Here is a 23,538-nt window from a genome sequence, read left to right as displayed (position 1 = left end):
ATAGTAACTAACAGCGCGCCATATCGGCGGGTGAACTCGGCGTGACCCGACCATGGGAACACCACGTATAACCCGTTTGCAAGTATTATGGTAGCTAGTGTCAAACATGGCAGAAAGTGAGGCGAAAACTGCTCGAGAGGAATGGGGGACTCGGTTCGGTTTCTTGATGGCGATGGTCGGGGCGATGGTCGGTGCCGGCAACGTCTGGCGGTTTCCGTACGTGATGGGCGACAACGGCGGCGGCGCGTTCGTCCTGGCGTTTCTGGTACTGCTGTTCCTGCTGGCGGTACCCGGGCTCATGGCCGAAGTCGCGCTGGGACGGTACACGAACAAGGGCGTTATCGGCGCGTTTCGCGACGTTCTCGGGCCCGGCGGGATGGTCGGGCTGGGCGTCGTCGTCCTCCTGGTGAACATCGCGCTGATGTCCTATTACTCGCCGCTGATCGGATGGACGCTGTACTACGCGGCACATTCGCTGCTGTTTACGTTCACCTCGAGCGGGTTCGAGGCCGAACCGTTCATGGAGGCCTTCTTTGCGAATTCGGGGCTCATGATCGGGCTCCACACGCTCGTGATGGCGAGCGTCGCCGGGATCCTCATCCTCGGGATCCGAAGGGGCGTCGAGCGAATCGTCGTCTACGCGGTCCCCGCACTCGTGGTCTCGCTGGTCATCATGACGGGTTACGGGCTGACCTTGGACGGTGCGAGCGAGGGGATCGCGTTCACCTTCGGCATCGACTGGGCGTATCTCACCTACAGTAGCACCTGGATCGAGGCCCTCGGCCAGGCGCTGTTCTCGACGGGCCTGGGGTGGGGTATCGCCCTGACAGTCGGGAGCTATCTTCGCGAGTACGACGACGTTCCGCTCGGAGGCGGCGTCTTCACGGCGATCGGCGAATCGAGCATCGGGATCCTGGCGGCGCTCGCGATCTTCCCGGTCGTCTTCGCGGTCGGCGTCGAACCCGACGCGGGCGCGGGACTCGCGTTCGTCTCGCTCGTGCAGGTGTTCCCCGAGATTCCGCTGGGTGGGATCCTCGCAATCTTGTTTTTCGTCGGCTTTTTCATCGCGACGTTCACCTCGGGGCTGTTGATCACCGAGGTCAGCGTCACGACGGTCGCCGAGGAAACGCGGTTCGACCGGACCCAAACCGTACTCGGTATCTGCGGGCTCATCTGGCTCATCGGGCTACCGAGTGCGTTCTCGGCCGACTTCCTCGACTTTGCGGACTTCATCTTCGGGAGCTGGGGACTGCCGCTGGCGACGCTCGCGATCATCCTCGTCATCGGCTGGGTGATGGGGCCGGAGCGGCTGCGCGTCCTCGCGGTAAACAAGAACGCCGGTATCTATGTCGGCAAGTGGTGGGATCCCGTCATCAAGTACGTGATCCCGATCGTCATGATCTTCATCATGGGCTACTTCGCGGTCGACGAGTTCGGGACCCCGGAGATGATCGGCGGCATGCTGGTCATCATCCTGTTCCCGATCATCGGCTACGGGATCATGTCAGTAGTCGATCGCACGGCGACCGAAACTGATACCGCCGAGGTCACCGGAGGTGACGACTAATGCCGCTCACTCCCGGCGTCCTCGGCATGCTCGCGTTCACCCTGCTCGCGTTCTGGGGAGTCGCTATCTGGGCGCTCACCCGAACGCTCCGCCAGGAGAGTCGCAAGGTCGAGATGCTTGAGCAACAGGACCGACTCGACACCTACTCGCCGAAAGCGCTCGCGGAACTGCGCGACTGGATCGAACAGAATCCGAACGACCCGTTGGCGGCGGAAGCCAGGGCGCAGTACAACGAGTGCGTCGACACCCTCGAGACGACAGATCAACACTTCTACAACTGGAGCGACCGGGAGATCGAGTCACTCGAGCGGCTCTAACCCCTCGAGCGAGAACGCTGGAGACGGGCTTTGCAGGCCCCGAATCACGATTACAAACGCAATACAATGCACACTGAGACGCTTATCGAAACGCTCGACACGCACACAGCCGGAGAGCCGACGCGAATCATCACGAGCGGAACGAATCGATCACAGCTCCGCGGCGGGACCGTCGCGGAGAAATGTCGCCGGTTCGCCGACGGACAGGACTGGCTCCGAGAACTCGTCCTCTGTGAACCGCGCGGCCACGACGACATGTTCGGGGCGGTCCCCGTCGAACCGACCGCCGAGGAAGCCAACCTCGGACTGTTCTTCATGGACACCGGCGGCTACCTCGAGATGTGCGGTCACGGAACGATCGGTGCCGTCACGGCGCTTTTAGAGACTGGCCAGCTCGAGGCCCGGGAGACGATCACCGTGGAAACGCCGGCCGGACTCGTACGGACCCACCCCACCGTCGACGAGACGGGCCGAGTCGAATCGGTCGCGATCAGAAACGTCGAATCGTTCGTCTACGACGCGCTTACGGTGTCGCTCGAGACCGGCGAGTCGGCCCGATCCGTGCCCGTCGACATCGTCTTCGCCGGAAACGTCTTCGCGCTCGTCGACGCCGCGGCCCTCGAGCGAGCGATCGAACCCGAACGGGTCGAGGCCTTCGTCGAGGACGGTCTCGAGATCCGGCGAGCGATCAACGACCGACTCGACGTCGTCCATCCGTTCACGGGCGAGCACCAACCCGTCTCACTCGTCGAGTTCTACGAACGCGGCGGAGACGGCGATGCTGATCGGAACGTCGTCGTCTTCGGCGACGGACAGGTCGACCGGTCCCCCTGCGGGACGGGTACCTGCGCGAAGATGACGCTCCTCCATCGGGAAGGGGCCCTCGCGGTCGAGGAACCGTACGCGTACGAAAGCGTCATCGGAACCCGATTTACGGGGCGGTTGCTCGAGGCCGAGAAACGGGACGGGATTACGGTTACGACCCCCGAAATCAGAGGCTCTGCACACATTACCGGACGCCACACGTTCCTAAAAGATCCCGAAGACGCCGTGACGGGCTTTTCGTTGACCGGATCGGCGGACGGTACCGGAACGGATACGCTGTAGGCGAGATCACTCAACAGCGGGGTACTGATAGGTCTTATCTCCCGCGTTCACCGAATCGAACTCCCGGCGCATACCGAGGGGGATCGTCTCCGATTTCCCGATCACCATATAGCCGCCCTCCTCGAGCGAGTCGCGGATAGTCTCGAAAATCGGGGTCTTGTGTTCGTCGTTGATGTAGATGAGGATGTTCCGACAGACGGCCATATCGAAACCGGACTTCGAGCGGCCGTTGATCAGGTCGTGGCGCTCGAACTCGACCGGTTCTTGAATCGTATCCGCGACTTCGATATGCCCGTCGCCTTTCGTAATGTAGCGATTCGGGCGTTCGAGAAAGTCCAGTTGGCTCGAGACGTCGTCCGTCTGTAGGTCCTGATAAACGCCGCCCCGTGCGGTCTCGAGTGCGTCGTCGCTGATGTCGGTCGCGAGGATACTGATTCGCGATTCGTCGATCTTGCGATCGCTGTGGGCGAGCATCGACAGCGAATACGGCTCGCGGCCGTCCGCACACGCCGCACTCCAGATGCGGACGCGGGACTGTTCGTCGGTCAATTTCCGGAGCAGGGTCTGAATTCCCTCCCAAACGCTGGGATTCCTGAAGAACCCGGTAACGTTGATGCTCAGCGCGTCGAGGAGTTCCTCCTGTTCGGTTTCATCACGTTTCAACAGGCTGAAATAATCTCTGTACGATTCGGAGTCCGTTCGACGCATTCGAGACGAAACGCGACGATCGAGATATCGTTCGTTGTAGTAACTCGTCGCAAAGGAGAGTTCCTCCTCAACGAACTCGAGAATCGGCTGAATAGTATCTGATGTGCTCATAGCGTACGCGGTCCGAGATATATCGACACATGTAATCACCGGTCTTATACGTACCGGCAAGTTGAAGTTATGTTTTTTAGATGTTTTCGTCGCGAAATCAGAGACGTGACGGGGAGACAGTCTCAAGAGAAGGGTAATAGCATGACACAAATATCAGCCGAAAATACTATAATCGTCAAATAGTTGTCAGAGGCAGTGAAGTTGAAATGGGCTCTGGAAAGAGTATACACTAACTGAAATGGGACGGATCGATATCACTGCTGGATTCAGCATTCACGACTACCGAACGAAACTGAAACTCTTGAACGATAACGGAGACACGCGGGTGCTCGAGAACCGGGAAGAACTCGGCTGTCCGTCGTGTGGCCAGCCGTTCGACCGGTTGTTCGTCACGGAGAACGCGACGGCATCGTTCGACAGCCCCCCGGAAAAGCCGTTCTGTCTCGCTCGAACGGAAGAGAAACTGCTTCTTTTGTCGCACTGAGTACACGGAACTGCTATTTCCCGACGACCAGCTATTTGAACGTCTGTGGCACCCACGCTCGGTTCGGATCCGCCGTCGCCTCCATCCACTCGAGTAACCGTTCGGCCATCTCCGCTCGAACGCGCTCGTAATCTGGATGGTCGATCAGGTTGTGAAGTTCGGCTGGGTCTGCCTCGAGGTCATACAGTTCGTTCACGTCGGGGCCGTTGTAGACGTACTTGTAGCGTTCCGTCCTGACCATTCGCTGGGTGTATAGCCCGAACTCGTCGCCGTGATACTGTGCGAACGTCGAGTCCGGCCAGTCCAGCGGGCTATCCGTGCCCTGGCCTTCGTCGCTTGCAACCGCTCCGTCACCGCCCTCGAGCAACGGTACGAGACTCCGAGCGTCGAACGAGTCCGGAACCGAAACGTCGCCGATCTCGAGGAACGTCGCCGCCAGGTCGTGGAGGTGGATCGGAGTCTCACAGACCGATCCCGGCCCGACCACGCCCGGCCAGCGAACCTGCAACGGAATCCTGTACGTGTCGTCGTACATCAGCGGCCCCTTGTTGAACTGCCGGTGCGAGCCCGTGAAGTCGCCGTGATCCGAGGCGTGGACGACGACCGTCTCCTCGGCGAGACCGGCTCGATCGAGGGCCTCGAGGATCCGCTCGAGTTGGTCGTCGATCAGGCTGACAAAGCCCCAGTACTTCGCGATCGCTTCGGCCCAGAGCTCCCAGTCGAAGCCGTCGACGCCGCGATACTCGAGGTAGTTCTCGTGAACCTGCGGTTTCCCGTCGTAGGTTTCGGCGTAGGTCTCCCACGGCTCGATCTCCTCGGGATCGTACATCGAGGCGTAGGGCTCGGGAACGACGTAGGGATGGTGCGGGCCGTAGAAATCGGCTCGGTGGAAGAACGGGGAGTCTCTATATCCCTCTGCGTGGGCTTCGATCGCGTCGATCGTCCGCTCCGCGAGGAACCAGGCTCGAGTCTCCTCGACGTCGACTGGCGTCTTCGCGGCGACGAAGGTCCCTTCGCTCCCGTCGCGCGGATCGTCGCCGGTGTAGATCACCTCCTCGAGGTCGACGTCGTCGACGGGTGCACCGCGTTCGTCGCGGTACTCGCGAAACGCGTCGTCGATGTCGTCGTGGTGTTTGTCGCTCCCACCGAGATAGGAAAAGCCGAAGTCCTCGGGGGTCTGGTCCCGGCCGACGTGCCACTTTCCGGTGTAGGTCAGCTCGTAGCCCGACTCCGCGAGCAGTTCCGAGAACGTCGTCAGTTCCGGCGGGAGATTCGGCTGGATCGCATCGTCCTCGTGGCAGTTGTTGAGCATGCCGTGGCCGTGTGGAAACAGCCCGGTCAGAAGCGAGGCGCGAGCGCTCGAGCAGATGCTGATCGGGGTGAACGCCCGATCAAATCGCATCCCCTCGCTCGAGAGGCTGTCTATCGTCGGGGTCTCGACCGGCGGGCCGTCGGGGGCGCTACAGTCGTAGCGCTCCTGATCTGTGAGCACGAGCAAGACGTTCGGCGGTGAGTCGGCCATCGGGTCGGCTACACCGCTCGGTCAGTTAACGCTTGCACCAGTATGGAAGTGGGCACAACTCAACTGAGAGGGGAACTGGGAGTCGGGCAAGACACGTTCCGACAAACCACACGTTCCGACGAACCAGAGACGGCACTATCGGGTTACGAGAAGTCCTCGGTTGTCGGCCGCTCGAGGTCGCCAGGGAAATCCTCGACCGGGGCCTGGATCTGATCGCCCGACTCCATATCCTTGATCGTCACCTCGTCGTTCGCGAGATCCTGTTCGCCGACGATAACCGTCGTCTCGGCGTTGATCGAGTCGGCGTAGTTGAGCTGTGCGCCGAACGAACGGCCGGCGATATCGGTTTCGACGATGTGGCCGCGCTCGCGGAGGGCTCGAGAGATCCGGGCGGCCTCCGTTCGCGTGTCACCGACCTGCAGGACGTAGTAGTCCGTCGTCACTTCCTCCTCGGGCCAGACGCCCGCCCGTTGCATCAACAGCGGCAGGGTCGCGTGACCCGGCGCGACGCCAACGGCTGGCGTCGGCTGGCCGCCGAACTGCTCGATGAGGTCGTCGTAGCGGCCGCCACCGAAAATCGACCGCGAAACCTCCCCAGCGGAGTCGAAACACTCGAAGACGATCCCCGTGTAGTAATCGAGTCCGCGCGCGGTCTCGAGCGAGATCGTACAGTACTCCCGAACGCCGAAGTCCTCGGCGGCCTTGAGCACGTTCTCAAGGTTTGTGACCGCCTCGGTCACGCGCTCGGTCCCGGCGAACGACTCGACGGCCTCCAGGTCGCCGGAAGCGATCAGTTCGTCGAACTCTACTGCCTCGTCGACGGTGAGTCCGGCCCCGACGAGTAAATCGTGGTACTCGGCCTGAGAGATCTTATCCGACTTGTCGACGGCGCGGATCGCCGCCTCGGTGTCGATATCGGCGTCGTAGGTCTCGAGCACGCCGCCCAAAATGTCGCGGTGGGATATTCTGAAGTCGAAGTCTTCCGCCGCGAGGCCGAGCCCGGTCATGGCGTCGGCGGCCCACGCCAGAATCTCGGCGTCGGCTTCGGGCTCGCTCGAGCCGAAGATATCGACGTTGGTTTGATAGAACTCGCGCTGGCGGCCCTGCTGGACCTGCTCGTAGCGCCAGAACGGCCGCGTCGAGAACCACTTAATCGGCTTCGAAAGCTCCTGTTGCTTGGCGACGACCATCCGCGCGACGGTCGGCGTCAGCTCGGGCGTGAGCGTCACGTGGCGTCCGCCCTGATCTTCGAACGAATAGAGTTCGTCGACGATATCGTCGCCGCTCTTGTCCGTCCACATCGACGCGCGCTCTAAGGCCGGCGTTTCGATCTCGCGAAAGCCGTACTGACGGGCCGTCTCCTCCAGCGTGTCGATGGTCTCGCGTCTGGCGGCCATCTCGCCGGGATAGATATCACGAAAGCCCTTGATCCGGTCGTACATGAGCAGTCGTTTGGCGAGCGCGAACTTCTAACCTTTCGTTCGCGGCCGCGGTTCTCCTCGAGTGGTCGTCCGCTCGAGAAATCGAAAATCCGTGACGCAGGTCGCCTCGCTACTGACCGATCCGCGACGTGGCCGCCCGTCACCGAACGTCCGTCACGTGGGTCTGTTCGTGATCGGGAAAGAGATCTCCGATCGCCGCCTCACCCGCCGAATCGACCAGAAGCGCTCTGAGTTCGGCCTCGTAATCGGCCCGCGTGATCTCTTCGCTCGGGCCGACGGTCACGTCGAGGGTGTTCTCGACAAGACAATCGACGGCGGTCCGCCCGAAACCCGAGAGCGGGGCGATGTAATCGACCTCGTGGCGATCCTCGAGGCTCTGGGCTTGCGCGCGCGACACCGTGGGAACACGATCATCGCGGCGCGTCCCGTCGGCGACAGCGTCGTAGCCTTCCTCGGCCGCCCGCTCTAGTGCGTGCTGGTGGACCATTTGAATGCCGTTGCGCGGAAACCCGTCCTCGCGTATCTGCTCGGCGGCTTCCTCGGCAACGCCCGGCTCGAGCTGGAGGCGTTCGAACGTAAATTCCGTCGATTCGGCGGTCGCTCGAGCGTGTTTCCAGTCGTCGGTAACGCCGAAGTGGGCGGTCAATAGCGTGACGTCGTAAAACTCCTCGAGAAGTAACGCCGCGAGCGTCGAGTCTTTGCCGCCGCTGTAGAGCAATCCGAGCTCCATCAGCGCCGCTTGATATCGAAGCTCTTCTTCTCGGGCTGGAGTTCCTTGAGCAGTTGTTTCATCTTCTCGTCGTCGATCTTGCCCTGAATGCGCCCGCTCTGGGCGAGGGCGACGACCTGTCGTTCGACCTGCTCGCCGAACTGCTCTTTGCTCATCTTGACGGTGTTAAGCCGCTGGCGGGCTTCATCGGTCAGATGTTTTCGAAGCAGCGCCTGTTTCTGGGCGTCGGCCTGCTGTTTTGCGGCTTCCTGTCCCTGGTCACCGCCCTGGTTCTCCGCACGGTTCTGTAGCTCCTCCATTTTCTTCTGACGGAGCTCTTCGATATTCTCGTCGTCAGGGGTGCCACTCATACAATCGCCTACTCTCGCAGTGGGGAAAATGATTACGGACCGGGGCGATCAGCGCAACCGCTCCGGGCGTGATCGGTTCGAAAACGAGTCGATCGTTCCGTTCCCTCGTCCCAATCTCCCGCTTGCGGACGCGAATACGCCCACTGTCGACGGCGGTGTCGGTCTCTACGCGTAGCGTTCGAGTTCCGGTCGATCGAGGTCTTCGAGGACGTTACCGGCGGTTTCGTCGAGGAAACTGCGTCCCTCGGCGGTGATTCGGCGACCTTCTCCTTCTGCAGTCTCGACGAGGTCTTCCTCTTCGAGCTGCTGGAGGATGGTTCGAATCATGTTGCGCGAGCCGTCGGTTCGCTTGTCCGACGAGACCTGGTAGCGGTTCGATCCGCTCTTCGCACCGCCGTATTCGGTCGAGAGGCGCTCGACGCCAACCGGTCCGGTGTCGGCGACCTTGCGGAGAAGGCTGCCGGCGCGAACTGCCCAGAAGTTGTCCTGCTCTGGCGGAAGATCGCGGCTAACGCCAGTTTTCGTGAATTGTGCCCAGTCGGGTTCGTCGAGTCGGTCCTCGAGGTCCTCGGCGAGCGCCTGAATGAGCGCGTCCGCCGGAACGTCGTACATCGTAGCCATTGGCGTTTGGTTCCCTTCCGCGGCATTTAAGACCATCGTTGTGGGTGCAGCCGGCAACTATGGCCTGTCGTGACACGCCACGGCCGTCGACGCCGGGCACGCTACGACGGCCGACGGACGCCACAGTCGTGTCCCCGGCACGATCTAGATCGTTCGATCGTGCCGGACCGTTTTTCGCACTCGAGGCGAAAGGGAGGGCATGGACGAACGCGCCGCGCTGGCAGTGCTCGAGGACGAACTCGAGTCGGTGGGAGACGACGCCGCCGTCGTCGACGACCTCGTGGTGACGACGGATATGCTTCACGAGACGACGGATTTTCCACCGGGAACGAGCCGATACACCGCGGGGTGGCGAGCAGTCGGCGCATCGCTTTCCGACGTCGCGGCGATGGGCGGGCAGGCGACCGCCGCCGTCGCGGCCTACGCCGCTCCCGAATTCGACCGGCAGGAACTGCTCGCGTTCGTCCGCGGCGCGAGCGACGTCTGCGCGCTCGTCGACGCGGAGTACGTGGGCGGCGATCTCGACGACCACGAGGAGTTTACGGCCGTAACGACGGCGTTCGGTACGACCGCCGATCCCGTTCTCCGAAGCGGTGCTCAACCCGGCGACCTCGTCTGCGTCACCGGGACGCTCGGGCGCAGCGCGGCCGCCCTCGAGTTGTTCGAGCGCGCTCGAGACCGAACCCAATCGAGCGATCGGGATGCGGACAGGGAACGCGCGAACGAGCTGTTTCGGTTCGAACCGCGAGTCGCCGCCGGACGAGCGCTCGCGCCCCACGCGACGGCGATGATGGACTCGAGTGACGGGCTCGCCAGGTCGCTCCACCAACTCGCCGAGGCGTCGGACTGCGGGTTCGCCGTCGACGCCGACGAGATCCCGATCGACGACGCCGTCTTCGAGACGGCCGAAACGGAGGGGAAGGCGCTCGAGCGGGCGACCACCTTCGGCGAGGACTTCGAACTCGTCGTAACGATTCCCGAATCGGCGTTCGAATCGGCTCGAAAAGCGATTACAGTGGCACTCACACCGATCGGGGCTGTCGTCGACGATGGTATAACGATGGACGGGGAACCCCTTCCTGATCGAGGATACACGCACGGAGAGAAAGAATAAGATCAACTAGCCGACCACCGTTACCGGAACCGGCGTGAAACAGAGAATACCGAGGCCGAACGTGAGTATTCCGAGCGCGAGTCGTTTCGTATCGAGTGTCTCCTCTCGAACGGGATGGGCAGGACCTGCAGTGGCGATAAATGCAGTTATCAACCCCCAGAAACCCCAGATGAGTACCGAGTTGATGTCGTGTCCGCTGACGTAGTAGAGATATCCCGCGAGGGCGAACAGGACGCCGGGAACGAGTGCTGCAATCGTTCGTTGAACGGAGCCAGCCATCGCACGGAGAATGTGCCCGCCGTCGAGTTGGCCCACTGGGATGAGGTTTAAGAACGTGACAAACAATCCCACCCAGCCGCCGATGACGACCGGATTCACGTCTCTCGTGGGGTCGTCCTGATACAGTGGCTGATCGAAGACGGATGCGAGAAACTCCATCAACGGCGGGTAGCCGAGGATGAACTCGACGGTGTTCGGATTGTTGAGGAGGGTATCGGGCCGCTCGACGGGTGGCAGATGGAGGCCGATACTGATTACGCCGATCGTGGCTATCAACCCCGCGAGCGGGCCCGCAGCGCCGATATCGAACAGCGCCTTTCGGTCGGGCATTCGACCTTTCATCTTGATGACCGCACCCATCGTCCCGATAAGCGTCGGTATGGGGATGAAATAGGGGAGCGAGGCGTCGACTTTGTGGTACCGACTCATCAAATAGTGTCCCATCTCGTGAACGCCGAGGACGCCGAGAAGGGCCGCGGTAAACGGCCAGGCCCGCCAAATTTCAGTCGGGTTCGAAAACGGGTCGATGTAGTACCACATCGAACCGGCAAAGAGCGTCGAGACGACCGTCGCGACGAACAAAAAGAGGTTCGTCCAGGGAATCCCGTTGATGCCGATCTGGGTCGGCTCTGCGACGATCACGTAGTTTCCCTCCCGAACCGTGAGCTGCGCCTCGTAGCCTGACTCCCGAAAAACGGACCACAGCTCGCGCATCATCGCTTCCGGCGAAACGAGCGGCGTGCCGAAGTACAGAAGCGTCTCGTCCTCCGTTCGCGTTTCAGCAACGACGAACGTCGACTCGATTCGCTCGAGCGAGGGACCATCAGCGGGAGGGTCGACGTCAGTTCCGGCGGAGGAATACCAGTGTCGTCCGACATCGGACGAATCCGGACCGTCCATCATCGGTGGTTCACCCTCGTGTCGTATAAATAACGTGCCGGGTGACAGACAGTGATGATTGGCGGATATCGTGTCTGGGAAAAACGGCGGGAAGGGGTGTGTCGGATAGCGTCACTGACGCGCCGACACGGACAGGAGGTGTACAACGTGTGACTTGGAGGTGGAAGCGGTGATCAGGCTGGTTCGACGCGCCACGTGGTTGCACTCGTGTACGACCATTTCTCGACCTCGAGGTCCGTCGCGGACTCCGAGAGCTTGACCATTAGCGCGCCGATCTCTTTGGGGGACATGCCGACATCGTCAGCGATGAACTTCCCTTTGAAGTACAGTTCGCCGTCCTCTGCGCGATTGCGCAGGTAATTCTTGAGGCGACGTTCCTTGCTTTCCGTGGAGGGTTGGGCTGTGGTGCTCATCGACAGTAGCTCCTTGTCGGGGAAGTATGTTATAAAGGGAGGTCGGTTAGCAGAATTTCGGATGTATTCAGGAAGAAGGGGGGCCAGAGACGTTTCACACCCATTTATAATCGCCATTATGACTGTTTCATATTCAGTTAGAAGTTTTATAACCGAATCTAATACGTTATTTCGATTTTGAAACTCACGATTTTCAAACATTCGCTTTATGATACTAAACTCATTAATACATATCCTAATGCATAGATATAAATTATTGCGACTGTTCGTGTACCCAGAATTCGTCCTCGACGGTGACCTCCTTTTTGAACAACGGGACCTCATCCTTCAATCGGTTGATCCCGTCCTCGACCGTTCGGAACGCCTCCTCGCGGTGACCGGCGAGAACGACGACGAACACGATATCCTCGCCGTCCTTGACGACCCCCGTCCGATGGTACATCACGACCTCGTAGACGTCGTCGCGAGACTCGAGATCCTCCCGAAGCGCGGCCATGCGCCGTTGTGCGACACCCTCGTACTTCTCGAACTCGAGGTACTCCGTGCGCTCGTCGTCGGGGTCGTCTTTTGCGCGGACGCGGCCGGTGAACGTGGCGATCGCACCCGCTTGATCCGCCTCCGGCGAGCGTTTGACGTCGGTGACGAGCGATTCGAGGGTTTCGTACGGTTCGTGGCGCTCGAGCGCGTCGAAGAGGTCGTCCTCCTCGAGGTCGCTGGCCGACGCGACCGACGTGAGAACGGTTCCGGCAGCCGACGGTTCGTCCGCCGCTCCGACTACGATCGAGGGGTATCGGAGCGTCGAGACGCCGACGACGACCGCATACTCACAGTCGGTGGCCAGCGCGTCGAGAGCATCCCCGACGGAGAGCCCTGTTCCGGCGGCGGTCCAGTCGCCGTCGGCACCGAGGTCGTACGTAACGTCGCCACCAGGCGTTAGTGACTCGTGCGTGCCGTCGGCGATCGTCGCATCGTATCGAACTACGCCGACGCGACCCGCTCGAGAGAGCCGATCGACGACGCGGTCGACGACCTGATCGAGCAGTTCGTCGCTCGAGTCGCGCTCGAGAATACCGAGTACGTGCATACGAGAACGGTAGGACGTGTTGGTCTTTGTAGCTGTCGCCCTCGAAGGCGAGCAGCCGAATTGTGGGCGGCAACGAGTACGGTGAAAGAGAGTCCCACCCGCTCGGAGCCGGGCTTGATAATCCTTAAGCCCGCCACCACGCTACACCGCTGTAGTATGAAAGTGGTCGTTTCTATCGGTGGCAGCGTTCTCGTGCCCGACCCGAGTACGGCTCGAGTCGCAGAACACGCCGACGTCGTCGAAAACCTCGTCTCGGAAGGGTGTCGCGTCGGCGCCGTCGTCGGCGGCGGCGGCGTCGCTCGGGACTACATCGGCGCGGCTCGAGAGCTCGACGCGAACGAGATCGAACTCGATCAGCTCGGGATCGACGTCACTCGGCTAAACGCGCGATTGCTCATCGCCGCGCTCAGCGAGGAGTCGGTCACCGCACCGGCACATAACTACGAGCAAGCGAGCGAAGCGCTCCGCCGCGGGAATATCTGCATAATGGGGGGCGTCGCACCCGCACAGACGACCGACGCCGTCGGAGCCGCCCTCGCGGAGTACGTCGACGCCGACCTGTTGATCTACGCGACCAGCGTCCCCGGCGTCTACAGCGACGACCCTAACGAGACCGAGGACGCGACGAAGTACGACGAACTCACCGCGAGCGAACTCGTCGACGTGATCGCCGGCCTCGAGATGAACGCCGGAGCGTCCGCACCCGTCGACCTGCTGGCGGCGAAGATTATCGAGCGCTCGGGGATGCGAACCATCGTCCTCGACGGCACCGACCCGGACCGAGTCGCGCGAGCCGTTCGCCGAGGAGAACACGACGGAACCGACGTTATTCCGGAACGCGCGGGCGAGGAACCGACCTACTGGGCGAACGACGAGCAATGAGTCCCAATTCGGACGCACCCGAAGACGGGATCGACGAAACCGAAACGACCGGTTCGGAGAGTCCGTACACCCTCCAGCGCGAGGACGGGAACGAAACGCACCACGCCTTCTGGGCGGACGACGTTGCGGATAGAGTCGAAGCCCGAAATCCGGACGAGCCCGTCGTCATCAAGGGCGGAATCTCGCCCTCCGGCGTTCCCCACCTCGGGAACGTCAACGAGATTATGCGCGGCTACTACGTCGCCGAGGTCCTCCGAGAACGCGGCCACGACGTCACGCAAGTGTTCACCGGCGACGACCGCGACCCGCTTCGCGGACTCCCGCGGACGCTCTGTGACCTCGAGGGGAACCTCGTCGACCTGGGCGAGGTAAACGCCGGCGCGCTCGGCCGAAATCTCGGCGCGCCCTACACCGACATTCCGGACCCCTTCGAGTGCTGTGACTCCTACGGCGACCACTTTTCACAAATCATCAGAGACAGCGCCGAGGCGGTCGACGTGCCCCTTGAGTTCGTCTCGACGACCGAGCTGTACGAAAACGGTGATCTCGAGGAGATCACTCGCCACGTCCTCGAGAACCGGGACACGGCGCGCGAAGTACTTTCGAAATATCAGGATAAAGTGGACGAGAACGGCGAATACGTTCCGTTCAACCCAATCTGTGCCGACTGCGGGAAAATTACCGAGACGGTGACGGGGATCGACCTCGAGGCCGGAACCGTCGACTACCGCTGTACGGACATGGACGCCGGCGACCAGACGATCGACGGCTGCGGCCACGAGGGAACCGCCACGCTCCGCGAGGGGAAGATGCCCTGGCGCTTCGAGTGGCCTGCCCAGTGGCAGGCGCTGGGCGTCGACTTCGAGCCCTTCGGTAAGGACCACGCCGAAGGCTCCTGGCCGAGCGGGATCGACGTCGCCGAGAACGTACTCGGGATCGAACCGCCGGTTCCAATGGTTTACGAGTGGTTCACGCTCGACGGCGAGCCGTTTTCCTCCTCCGCCGGAAACGTGATTCTGGTTTCCGACGTGCTCGATCTGATCGAGCCCGAAGTGCTCCGGTACTTCTTCGCGAAGGACCCGAGCAAGGCTCGAGACTTCAGCGTCGAGCGACTCGATCTGCTCGTCGACGAGTTCGACCGCTTCGAATCGATCTACTACGACGAGGTCGAGGCGAGCGAAGACGAGAAGGCGTTCGCAGAGCGCGTCTACCCGCTCGTCGTCGACGAACCGGACGAAGAACGGATCCGGCTTCCCTACACCTTTGCCGCGGTACTGGGCATGACCGACGACCCGGACCTGCGCGAAGAAATCGCCCGTCACGAAGGACACATTCCCGACGACGCGCCAGAATGGGCCGTCGAGGGCGCGCTCGGTCGCGTCGAGCAGGCCCGAAACTGGGCGCGCCGAACCGAGAACGAGTTCGACTATGAACTCAAACGCAGCGCGATTCCGGACCACGACTTCGACGAGACGACCGAGACGGCCCTCGAGGAACTCGCGGATTTCATCGAGGAGGGACACGGTCCCGACGAAATCCAAGAGGAGATCTACGAGACCGCAAAGCGCCACGACGTCGACATGGGATCGTTCTTCTCGGCCGGCTACAGGCTCTTTTTCGACGAAGAACAGGGACCGAAGCTCGGACCGTTTCTCGCGAAAGTAGACCAGGAATTCGTCGTCGGCCGGCTTCGACGCGAACGGTAACGGGACGGTGGGCCGTCGAATTTCGGAGCGTTCGTAGACAAAAGCCATTTGAGAGCCCCTCCCTGATAGGGTGATAATGGAGTCCGGTCCGTTTACAGCGACATCACCTGCTTTCCTCGAGATGTTTACCTCGGGGATCTTATCGTGGATTCTCGTCGGTCTCGCGGCGTACTGGCTCGCGATCATCGCGCTTCGGAAGCGAAATCTGTTGCCGTCGTACGTCGGCGCGCAGGGACCGATTCTGACGATCCACACGAAACGTGGACGGGCATTTCTGGACTGGTTAGCGGGCCCGAAGCGATTCTGGCGGGCCTGGGCGAACTTCGGCGTCGGCATCGCCATCGTCGTGATGGGGAGTATGTTCGTCTTCCTCCTGCTCGCGGCGGTCGGCGCGCTCCTGTCGCCGGAGCCGTCGGGAATCCAGACGCCGCGGAACGTCCTCGTTATCCCCGGTGTCAACGATTTCCTCCCGCTCTCTGCGACTCCCGGTATCGTCTTCGGCCTGCTCGTCGGACTCGTCGTCCACGAAGGTGGCCACGGATTGCTCTGTCGCGTCGAGGATATCGACATCGAATCGATGGGCGTCGCGATGCTCGCACTATTGCCGATCGGGGCGTTCGTCGAACCCGAACAGGAGAGTTCGAAAAACGCGAGTCGCGGCGGTCAGACGCGGATGTTCGCGGCCGGCGTGACGAACAACTTCGCGATCACCATCGTCGTCTTCGTCCTGTTGTTCGGTCCGATCGCGGGCTCGATCGCCGTCGCACCCGGCGCATCGGTTGCCGGAGCTGCACCAGATTCACCGGCCTCTAACGCCGATATCGGTGCGAACGACCGGATCACCGCGATCGACGGGACCGAGGTCGAATCGAACGACCACCTCGACGAACTGCTCGCAGGAATCGACAGCGACGAGGTCGAGGTAGAACTCAACGGCGAGGAGACGACGACCGTCGAGCGATCCTTACTCGTCACTGTCGCGATCGAAGGCGGGCCAGCGGATGTCGACATTGGCGATACGATTCTCGAGGTCAACGGCGAAGACGTCGGCACGGAAGCCGCCTTCTTCGACGCCGTCGGTGACGAGGAAACCGTCACGCTCACGGTCGAACGCGGTGATAACGGCGAGATCGTCGACCTCGAGGACGTACCGATCGGCGCGGCCATCGAAGTCGCACAGAACGGGCCGGTGGGAGAGGCGGGTGCGCCGACGGACGAGCCGCTCATCGTTACCGAGATCGACGGAGAGCCGATCCAGTCGACCGAAGAACTCTACACGTTCCTCGAGGGAACCGAACCCGGTCAGGAGGTCGTCGTTTCGGGATACGCCGGTGACGAACCCGTCGAGTACGACGTGACGCTCGGAGAAAGTTCGGACGTAGACTACGGCCTCATCGGCGCACAGAGCACGATTGAGGAGGTTTCGGGAATATCGATGAACGACCTCGGGGTTCAGTACTACCCCGCCGGCGAGTATCTCTCCATTCTCGGTGGCGACGGAGACGACAGCTTTGGCGGGATGACGGACTCGTTCCTCGGAAAGATGGTACTGGTCCTGTTTCTCCCAATTATCGGGATCACAGATCTGTTGCCGTTTAACTTCGCCGGCTTCACCGGCGGCGTCGAGAACTTCTACGAGGTGCAGGGGTCGCTGGCGGCACTGGGCGACGGGACGGTGTTCATCATCGCGAACCTGTTGTTCTGGACCGGCTGGATCAACGTCCAACTCGGCTTCTTCAACTGCATTCCCGCGTTCCCGCTCGACGGCGGTCACATCCTCCGAACGAGCACCGAAGCTGTCGCTTCCCGGTTGCCCATCGAGACGACTCGAGGGATGATCCGGATGGTCACGACGATCGTCGGCGTCACCATGCTGATCAGCTTCCTCGCAATGATATTCGCGCCCGGAATGCTGGCCTGAGAAGCGTCCAATAGCTTGCTGGTGTTCACTACGCCTGCAAACGTACCTTTTTCTCGTCGGGTTCGCTCGCGTTGCTCGCTCACCACTCCTCCAAAAATCTACGCTAAAAAGCCGCTCGCTCCCGTTGGTCGCTCGCGGGTGCAGTGCTTGCGTCACGACCGCAGCGGTAACACCTCCGCCTATACTTACCACAAGAACTCGAGCAAACCAACGACGAACGACTGGTCCGCATACCCGTCCGCAATCACTCGTCGTCGTGCTCGACGTCGTGGCGCTCGTAAAACTCCTCGGGCGTGTCCTCGATGCGTTCGAAGTCGTTGTCGAAGTAATGTTCGTGATGGCGGACGACCTGTTCGACGACCCACGCGCTGAACTCCTCGTCGAAGCGCCATTCGCCCTCGAGATTCGGGATTTCGAACCGCTCGTCCGTCGAGAAGGCTGCGTAGACGTGGAAAAAGCCGAGGATGACGTCGGCGAAGTCTCGAGCCTTCTCTGAGCCGCTCGCGCGCCTGTCCTCGAGTTCCTCGTACCCCGAGTCGGTGAGTTCGAAGTACTTTCGGTCGGGCTCGTCCTCGCGCTCGATTCGCTCGGTCCACCCCTTCTCTTCGAACTTGTACAGGATCGGGTAGACGGAGCCGTAGGATGGTTCCCAGTGACCGCCGCTGATGTCGCGAATTTCTTTGAGTATCTCGTAGCCGTATCGCGGCTTTTCCTCGAGCAATTCGAGAACGAGATAGGCGATGAGTCCTTTCGGTGGCCCGCTTTTCCGCATATACGCCCTGATTTAAATCGGCGAACGTAAATGGTTTCGGTCGGCGCAACTGCCAGCCGGCGACGGGATATCCGCGCTACGCTCTCCCTGCGACGAAAACCCCGTCCTTCTTAGCGACCCCGGCCTAACTCGCTCGTATGGAACGACGCAGACCGCCACAGACCGAGGAAGGCTGGTACGTCTTTCACGACTTCCGGTCGATCGACTGGGACGCCTGGCGAGACGCACCGCAACGGCGTCGCGAGCAGGCAATCGCGGAGGGAATCGAGTACCTTTCGGCGTGCGAACGACTCGAGGACGCCGAGGAAGGCGACTCGGCGACGTACGGGATCCTCGGCCACAAGGCCGACCTCATGTTCTTGCATCTTCGGCCGTCACCCGCGGATATCGACGTGCTCGAGCGGCGGTTCGAACACACCGCCCTCGCGGAGTTTACCGAGCAGGTCGACTCCTACGTGTCGGTGACCGAAGTCTCGGGCTACATGTCCGAGGAGTACTTCGAGGAGGACAGCGAGGTCGAGGACACCGGCATGGCCAGGTACATCGAATCGCGGCTCAAACCCGAAATTCCGGACTTCGAGTACGCGAACTTCTACCCGATGGACAAGCGCCGCGACGACGAGTGGAACTGGTACGACCTCTCCTTCGACGAGCGAGCCGAGTACATGTCCGGCCACGGCGATATCGGCAAGCAGTACGCCGGGCGAGTCACGCAGATCATCTCCGGGAGTATCGGCCTCGACGACCACGAGTGGGGCATCACGCTCTTCGGCGACGATCCGACCGATATCAAGGAACTGCTTTATGAAATGCGATTCGATCCCTCGAGCTCCCGGTTCGGCGAGTTCGGCCGATTCCTCTTCGGCCGCCGGTTTGCACCCGAAAACCTCGGCGCGTACCTCTCGGGTGAGTTCGTGCCACAGGAGGCCGCAAGTTCGGGCCACGGACACGGAGGCGGTCACGGTGACGAAGGCGGCCACCACGGCGGGTCCGGTGGACATCACGGCGGGTCCGGCGGAGACGGCCACCACGACCACGGCGGCGGCTCCGACCGCGACGACGAAGACGACGCGGACATCCGAGAGGAACTCGAGGACGTGGGCGTCTACGCCGGCCAGCCACACGGCGAGGACGTTCACGCGGTCGTCCTCTACTCGGCGGCCAGCCCCGAGGAACTGTTCGAGGAAGTTGACGGCCTGCGAACGAATTTCGATCACTACGACACGCACGTGAAGACGGCCGTCTACGAAAGCGAGGCCGAGGACGCCGAAACGGCTATTGTGAGTCTCTGGGACACCGAGCGTGCGGCGAGTACGGCGGCCGGATTTCTCTCAGACCTCCCTGAGATCGTTCGACAGGCCGGAGACGACGAGTCCGATTCCTGGGGAACAATGGGAATGTTCTACACGGTGAAAGATGAGCACCAGGAGGATTTCGTCGAAACGTTCGACGACGTCGCGGGTCTGCTGGCCGATATGGACGGCCACCGGAAAACGGATCTGCTGATCAACCGCGAAAACGAACTCGATATGTTCATCGCCAGCCGCTGGGATTCCCGCGAGGACGCGATGGAGTTCTTCCGAAGCGACGCGTTCGCTGAAACTGTCGAGTTCGGACGCGACGTTCTCGCGGACCGGCCGCGACACGTCTTCTTGGCATAATCCAGCCGAACCTGCGGATCGCCCTCCTTGGGTTAAATCCCGCCAGACCCCTCGAGTTCGTCGTAAAAGAAATAGCCTGCAAGCCCCGCGAGTCCGAACGCGAGCGTGATGTACGGCCAGTTTCCGGACTCCTGATCAGTCCAGTAGGCGTGACCGACGATGAACATCGCGAAACCGAGATGTGCAACTGCCGTCGCAAAGATGAACGTCTGCAGTTCCATTAGCGGGCGATTGCGGTGAAAACGTTTTAGCTATTTCGAAGCAGACGCTCCGGAGCGCGAGACGCCGTCTCAAGTCTCAGAGGCGAACGTCCCTCGGAGTTCCAGAACCGACTGTTTCGACGGGCGAAGCCGCAGGCTCTCGGCGGTGAATGGATCGAAACGGAACAAGAAACCGACTCTAGAAATCGTGGTCCGGATCGTCCTCGACGGAGCGTTTTAGCGAGTCGCGTCGGGACTTGGCGTCTCGAGCGGTCGCCTCGAGGAGGAAATCGTTTTTCGCGTCGACGGCGTCGCCAGCGGCCTCGAGTTCGTCGGGGCCGAGTTCGGTGGGATCGCGTTCGACGAAATCGACGGCGAGTTTATCCTTTTTGCCGGAGTACTCGACCGCACCGACGATAATACGTTCGAAGACGGGGTTGTCCGGCTCGGCGATAACGTAGAGATCGCTTCCTTTGAACTCCTCTGTGCCGGTGATTGGTCCGAAGTACTCCTCGACCGTGGCTTCCATATCCGGAATCCGATCCTCGAGGTGTTCACCACGTCGCATCTTGTACTCCTTCATAAATTGGAGATATACGGCGGAGTGTTTACCTCTTTTCATAGTCTCCGGCTGGCGAAGTCACGGGATGGAGATGGACGCCGCTCGGGTAAACGCAAAGTTACGGAAAATCGGGGAGAAAACCTCGCGCTTCAGCGCGGGGAGGATGTCAATAGACACCTGCCGACCGGAACGCGAAATCAGAACGAAGCGATGCAGTGTGCGGCGGAATTCCGATAGCGTGCGTAAGTCGGCGTCCGGGGGGCCGACTACGCCGTTCGTTCGCCGATGTAGCCCTTCTTGCACTCGGGGCAGATGTCGCCGGTTCGGAGCGAGCCGCTATCTCCCGGCGCAACGAAGCGACACTGCGGACAGAAAAACTCCGTAGTCGCACCGTCTGGAAGCGAACTCTCTCCCGGAGCAGGTGCGCTCTCTGCGCTGGTGATACCGGTTTCGGGACCCGACGACCGGGAGCCAGCGGCGGGCTCGGTGACAGACTCAACCTGAACGGCGCTCGTCTCGGAGCCGTCAGCGGGCTCTGGATCGGAACCGGGTTCAGCAGCCGGCTCGCCGCTCGCATCGACGGAGTGGTCGAACTGCTTGCCGCTCGAGTCGGCCGTCGTCTCCGACCCGCTCTCGAGGATTACGGCGTCGTCCTCGGGCTGTTCCTCGAGTTCCGATGGCCGGTCGCCGACGTCTTCGTCGTCGGCTACGGCCTGTGCACGCTCTTGTTCGTCGTCGGGCCAGGCGCTGGGTTCGGTATCGCTTCCGACGGGCGGGCCGACGTCCGCCGAGTCGGGCCACTCGCCGTGGCGCCGATCGCCCGAAATCGGGTCGTCATCGTCGCCGTCGTCCTCGAGGATTTCCCCGTCGTCGACGATCGGCTCGTCGTTTTCGTCCGTCGGAACGTCGATTTCGTCGGCGCCGTCATCCGAAGCGGCCTCGGCCGGCATCTGTTCAGCCGAGACGGCGGCCTCGGCATCGAGGGGCTCAGCATCGCGCTCAGCATCCACGATACCACTCGAGTCGGGCTCGATGCCCGTAGCCTGTTCGGTGGACGGTTCAGGCGGCGTAGAACGAGCAGGGTCTGGCGCTTGGTCGGAATCATCAGGTGCGTTCGAAGCGCGAGCAGGCGTCTCATCAGGGACGATGCTTGTCACTTCCGTGTTCTCAGTGATGATGTTTCGCTCACCGCAGCGCTGACACGCTTGAAACTCCGTGACAGTGAGGACGACTTCGCTGCCCCGTTCTTCACGCTCGCGATCGACTTCGGGCTCGCCGTAACTGTGGCCGAGCAGCGAACATCGCAGTACCATTATCCAATCGTATCTATTCACGGCATAAAAAACGTACTGCAAGTGGTATACTCGTTGACGGCTAGACAGTCGCTAGCCGATATCGCGAGAAGCGCATCGAGAGCCCTCTGATCCAGTGAATACGACGACACTCCAGCAGAGACGTCAACGAACGAAAGAACGAGCCGCGTCTAGACCCCCAGTCGAACGGCAAACGTCAAATCCCGGGTCGACAAATACGTCACTGGATGAAAGCGAAGCGAGAGTACCGGGACCGAGAGCGAACGCAGGTGGCGGTACTCGACGTGCTTGTCAACAATATCGAGGACGGCATGACCGTCTTCGAGCTTCGCGCGGCCGTTTCGGTCGAAATAGACGATCTCGAGGACGCGCTGGCGACGCTCAAAGACGATAATCTGATCGTCGTCGAGCGAGACGGGCGCGGCGCGGTCATCAGACCCGACGATCGAGTGGTGCCCGACGAACCGGACGACGAGAACGAGGGGGCGTCACTTCGCGACTGGGTTCGCGAGCGGTTCCCGTTCTAACGAGCACAGCGTCACTCGAACAGCGGGCGAACCACTCGAGGCTCTGTGCGAACGGATGAATCACTCGAGAGATCGAAACGCCTGATATCGTCTGGCCCTTCGAACACGGTATGAGTGTCATCGAGTCGCTACACGAGGATCACGGGGCAACGTTTGGCGACCGAGCGGGGCGAACTATCGTCGAACACTACGGTCGCCCGGAGCGAGCACACAGAGCCGTTCGAAACGCGGCCGGATTGATCGAGTCCGCCTACGGCGTCCTCGTCGTCGAAGGAGACGACCGCGTCGAGTACGTCGACAACGTCGTTACGAATCGCGTTCCGACCGAGAACGGTGACGGTTGCTACGCACTCGTTCTCGATCCACAGGGCGGAATCGAGGTCGAACTCTACGTCTACAACGCGGGCGAGCGACTGCTTCTGTTCACCCCGCCGGATCTCGCCGAGGAACTGGCATCGGAGTGGTCCGAGAAGGTGTTCATTCAGGACGTCGAGATACGAGTCGCGACCGACGAGTACGGGACATTCGGCGTTCACGGCCCGAAAGCCACCGAGAAGGTCGCCAGCGTGTTGAACAAATCGTCGACGCCCGACGAACGCTACTCCTTCGTGCGCGGATCGATGGGCGACGAGGGCGTAACCGTGATCCGAACGGACGCGCTCACCGGCGAGGAGAGCTACGAGGTGATCTGCGGAGCCGACGACGCGGCGGCCGTCTACGACACCCTCCTGAATCAGGGGTTGAACGCGGCCCCCTTCGGTTACCGAACCTGGGACACGCTCACGGTAGAGGCCGGTTCACCGCTGTTCGAGACCGAACTCGAGGGACGCATTCCGAACGTTCTCGGGCTGGATCACGCGGTGGACTACGAGAAAGGGTGTTTCGTCGGTCAGGAGGTCGTCTCGAGGGTCGAAAACCGGGGGAGACCGAGCAAGCGACTCGTCGGCCTGTCGCTCGAGGCCAGCGGCGACGGGGAAAGCGACAACGACGGGAGCGACGGAAACGACCCGATTCCCTCGAGCGGCGCGGCCGTCTTCGATGGGGACGACGCCGTCGGCGAAGTGACCCGCGCCGAGACGAGCCCGATGCTCGAGCACCCGATCGCGCTCGCGACCGTCGAGTACGGACTCGAGGCTGAGAGGCTAGCGGTTCGAGTGGACGGGGAAGAAGTCCCTGCAGAGCGAACGACGCTGCCGTTCGTCGAAGGGTCCGACCGATCTGCTCGGTTGCCCGTCTACGAGTAGT

The 23,538-nt window shown here is 61.6% G+C and carries 25 protein-coding genes; 12 read left to right on the top strand and 13 right to left on the bottom strand.

What is annotated here, in order from left to right:
- Window positions 1–106: 106 nt before the first annotated feature.
- The 3 genes from ACYQ14_RS11865 to ACYQ14_RS11855 all read left to right on the top strand — a co-directional run bounded on the left by ACYQ14_RS11865 (window position 107) and on the right by ACYQ14_RS11855 (window position 2,991).
- Window positions 107–1,567 carry a sodium-dependent transporter gene (locus tag ACYQ14_RS11865; protein WP_459888439.1) on the top strand — a complete coding sequence of 487 codons (1,461 nt, stop codon included), beginning with the start codon at window positions 107–109 and terminating at the stop codon, window positions 1,565–1,567.
- A complete protein-coding gene (locus ACYQ14_RS11860; protein WP_459888436.1) occupies window positions 1,567–1,884 on the top strand; it encodes a DUF8026 family protein in 318 nt (105 codons plus the stop codon). Before ACYQ14_RS11865 ends, ACYQ14_RS11860 begins: the two co-directional genes overlap by 1 nt.
- A gap of 66 nt (window positions 1,885–1,950) precedes the next feature.
- Complete coding sequence (locus ACYQ14_RS11855; protein ID WP_459888434.1) at window positions 1,951–2,991, top strand: proline racemase family protein; 1,041 nt, start codon at window positions 1,951–1,953, stop codon at window positions 2,989–2,991.
- A gap of 6 nt (window positions 2,992–2,997) precedes the next feature.
- Here ACYQ14_RS11855 and ACYQ14_RS11850 read toward each other — a convergent pair whose 3' ends face one another.
- Complete coding sequence (locus ACYQ14_RS11850; RefSeq protein WP_459888431.1) at window positions 2,998–3,810, bottom strand: CheR family methyltransferase; 813 nt, start codon at window positions 3,808–3,810, stop codon at window positions 2,998–3,000.
- 238 nt (window positions 3,811–4,048) lie between these two features.
- Here ACYQ14_RS11850 and ACYQ14_RS11845 point away from each other — a divergent pair, with 238 nt between their 5' ends.
- Window positions 4,049–4,294, top strand: coding sequence for a DUF7385 family protein (locus ACYQ14_RS11845; protein WP_283835872.1), 246 nt, complete (start codon window positions 4,049–4,051; stop codon window positions 4,292–4,294).
- Window positions 4,295–4,325: 31 nt separating this feature from the next.
- Here the strand turns inward: ACYQ14_RS11845 and ACYQ14_RS11840 are convergent, their stop codons facing one another.
- From ACYQ14_RS11840 to ACYQ14_RS11825, 4 genes are all read right to left on the bottom strand, one after another.
- Window positions 4,326–5,816, bottom strand: a complete 1,491-nt coding sequence (locus tag ACYQ14_RS11840) for a sulfatase family protein (protein WP_459888429.1) — start codon at window positions 5,814–5,816, stop codon at window positions 4,326–4,328.
- A 143-nt stretch (window positions 5,817–5,959) separates the two neighbouring features.
- Window positions 5,960–7,258: a histidine--tRNA ligase gene (hisS, locus tag ACYQ14_RS11835; RefSeq protein ID WP_459888426.1), complete on the bottom strand. Its 1,299-nt coding sequence runs from the start codon at window positions 7,256–7,258 to the stop codon at window positions 5,960–5,962.
- A gap of 139 nt (window positions 7,259–7,397) precedes the next feature.
- Window positions 7,398–7,988, bottom strand: a complete 591-nt coding sequence (locus ACYQ14_RS11830) for a DUF7411 family protein (RefSeq protein ID WP_459888424.1) — start codon at window positions 7,986–7,988, stop codon at window positions 7,398–7,400.
- The gene (locus tag ACYQ14_RS11825; protein ID WP_283835867.1) at window positions 7,988–8,338 is read right to left on the bottom strand and encodes a DNA-binding protein; all 351 of its coding nucleotides are present in this window, start codon (window positions 8,336–8,338) and stop codon (window positions 7,988–7,990) included. The genes ACYQ14_RS11830 and ACYQ14_RS11825 overlap by 1 nt, the downstream gene beginning before the upstream one ends.
- A 28-nt stretch (window positions 8,339–8,366) precedes the next feature.
- On the opposite strand from ACYQ14_RS11825, the gene ACYQ14_RS11820 reads away from it, so the two are divergent.
- Window positions 8,367–8,513, top strand: a complete 147-nt coding sequence (locus ACYQ14_RS11820; protein WP_459888421.1) for a hypothetical protein — start codon at window positions 8,367–8,369, stop codon at window positions 8,511–8,513.
- On the opposite strand, the gene ACYQ14_RS11815 is transcribed toward ACYQ14_RS11820, so the two are convergent.
- Complete coding sequence (locus ACYQ14_RS11815) at window positions 8,504–8,959, bottom strand: 30S ribosomal protein S19e (protein ID WP_459888418.1); 456 nt, start codon at window positions 8,957–8,959, stop codon at window positions 8,504–8,506. The genes ACYQ14_RS11820 and ACYQ14_RS11815 overlap by 10 nt on opposite strands.
- Before the next feature lie 199 nt (window positions 8,960–9,158).
- Between ACYQ14_RS11815 and thiL the strand changes: the two genes are divergently transcribed.
- Window positions 9,159–10,073, top strand: coding sequence for a thiamine-phosphate kinase (gene thiL / locus ACYQ14_RS11810; RefSeq protein WP_459888415.1), 915 nt, complete (start codon window positions 9,159–9,161; stop codon window positions 10,071–10,073).
- A 6-nt stretch (window positions 10,074–10,079) separates the two neighbouring features.
- On the opposite strand, the gene ACYQ14_RS11805 is transcribed toward thiL, so the two are convergent.
- The 3 genes from ACYQ14_RS11805 to ACYQ14_RS11795 all read right to left on the bottom strand — a co-directional run bounded on the left by ACYQ14_RS11805 (window position 10,080) and on the right by ACYQ14_RS11795 (window position 12,749).
- The gene (locus ACYQ14_RS11805; RefSeq protein ID WP_283836359.1) at window positions 10,080–11,252 is read right to left on the bottom strand and encodes a site-2 protease family protein; all 1,173 of its coding nucleotides are present in this window, start codon (window positions 11,250–11,252) and stop codon (window positions 10,080–10,082) included.
- A 173-nt stretch (window positions 11,253–11,425) separates the two neighbouring features.
- The gene (locus ACYQ14_RS11800) at window positions 11,426–11,665 is read right to left on the bottom strand and encodes a DUF7123 family protein (protein WP_283835861.1); all 240 of its coding nucleotides are present in this window, start codon (window positions 11,663–11,665) and stop codon (window positions 11,426–11,428) included.
- Between the two features lie 253 nt (window positions 11,666–11,918).
- Window positions 11,919–12,749, bottom strand: a complete 831-nt coding sequence (locus ACYQ14_RS11795; protein WP_459888413.1) for a molybdopterin synthase — start codon at window positions 12,747–12,749, stop codon at window positions 11,919–11,921.
- Window positions 12,750–12,905: 156 nt separating this feature from the next.
- On the opposite strand from ACYQ14_RS11795, the gene pyrH reads away from it, so the two are divergent.
- The 3 genes from pyrH (at window position 12,906) to ACYQ14_RS11780 (ending at window position 17,258) form a co-directional block, all read left to right on the top strand.
- Window positions 12,906–13,631, top strand: a complete 726-nt coding sequence (gene pyrH / locus ACYQ14_RS11790; protein ID WP_459888410.1) for a UMP kinase — start codon at window positions 12,906–12,908, stop codon at window positions 13,629–13,631.
- The gene (gene lysS / locus ACYQ14_RS11785; protein ID WP_459888407.1) at window positions 13,628–15,337 is read left to right on the top strand and encodes a lysine--tRNA ligase; all 1,710 of its coding nucleotides are present in this window, start codon (window positions 13,628–13,630) and stop codon (window positions 15,335–15,337) included. The genes pyrH and lysS overlap by 4 nt, the downstream gene beginning before the upstream one ends.
- A 76-nt stretch (window positions 15,338–15,413) precedes the next feature.
- Window positions 15,414–17,258: a site-2 protease family protein gene (locus ACYQ14_RS11780; RefSeq protein ID WP_459888405.1), complete on the top strand. Its 1,845-nt coding sequence runs from the start codon at window positions 15,414–15,416 to the stop codon at window positions 17,256–17,258.
- A gap of 244 nt (window positions 17,259–17,502) precedes the next feature.
- On the opposite strand, the gene ACYQ14_RS11775 is transcribed toward ACYQ14_RS11780, so the two are convergent.
- A complete protein-coding gene (locus tag ACYQ14_RS11775) occupies window positions 17,503–18,030 on the bottom strand; it encodes a PadR family transcriptional regulator (protein ID WP_459888402.1) in 528 nt (175 codons plus the stop codon).
- A 137-nt stretch (window positions 18,031–18,167) separates the two neighbouring features.
- Here ACYQ14_RS11775 and ACYQ14_RS11770 point away from each other — a divergent pair, with 137 nt between their 5' ends.
- Window positions 18,168–19,691 (top strand): heme-binding protein, encoded by a 1,524-nt coding sequence (locus ACYQ14_RS11770; protein WP_459888400.1) that lies wholly within the window; start codon window positions 18,168–18,170, stop codon window positions 19,689–19,691.
- Between the two features lie 32 nt (window positions 19,692–19,723).
- Here ACYQ14_RS11770 and ACYQ14_RS11765 read toward each other — a convergent pair whose 3' ends face one another.
- From ACYQ14_RS11765 to ACYQ14_RS11755, 3 genes are all read right to left on the bottom strand, one after another.
- Complete coding sequence (locus ACYQ14_RS11765) at window positions 19,724–19,912, bottom strand: hypothetical protein (RefSeq protein WP_283835850.1); 189 nt, start codon at window positions 19,910–19,912, stop codon at window positions 19,724–19,726.
- Window positions 19,913–20,090: 178 nt separating this feature from the next.
- A complete protein-coding gene (locus tag ACYQ14_RS11760) occupies window positions 20,091–20,474 on the bottom strand; it encodes a DUF5611 family protein (RefSeq protein ID WP_459888397.1) in 384 nt (127 codons plus the stop codon).
- A gap of 245 nt (window positions 20,475–20,719) precedes the next feature.
- Window positions 20,720–21,766 carry a DUF7093 family protein gene (locus ACYQ14_RS11755; RefSeq protein WP_459888394.1) on the bottom strand — a complete coding sequence of 349 codons (1,047 nt, stop codon included), beginning with the start codon at window positions 21,764–21,766 and terminating at the stop codon, window positions 20,720–20,722.
- A 227-nt stretch (window positions 21,767–21,993) separates the two neighbouring features.
- Here ACYQ14_RS11755 and ACYQ14_RS11750 point away from each other — a divergent pair, with 227 nt between their 5' ends.
- Both ACYQ14_RS11750 and ygfZ read left to right on the top strand, forming a co-directional pair.
- Complete coding sequence (locus tag ACYQ14_RS11750; protein WP_459888392.1) at window positions 21,994–22,293, top strand: DUF6432 family protein; 300 nt, start codon at window positions 21,994–21,996, stop codon at window positions 22,291–22,293.
- 110 nt (window positions 22,294–22,403) lie between these two features.
- Entirely contained in the window at window positions 22,404–23,537 is a 1,134-nt protein-coding gene (gene ygfZ / locus ACYQ14_RS11745; protein WP_459888390.1) for a CAF17-like 4Fe-4S cluster assembly/insertion protein YgfZ, read from the top strand.
- Window position 23,538 lies beyond the last annotated feature (1 nt).

The organism is Halostagnicola bangensis, assembly GCF_054653435.1.
This window is presented reverse-complemented; position numbering and strand designations above follow the sequence as displayed.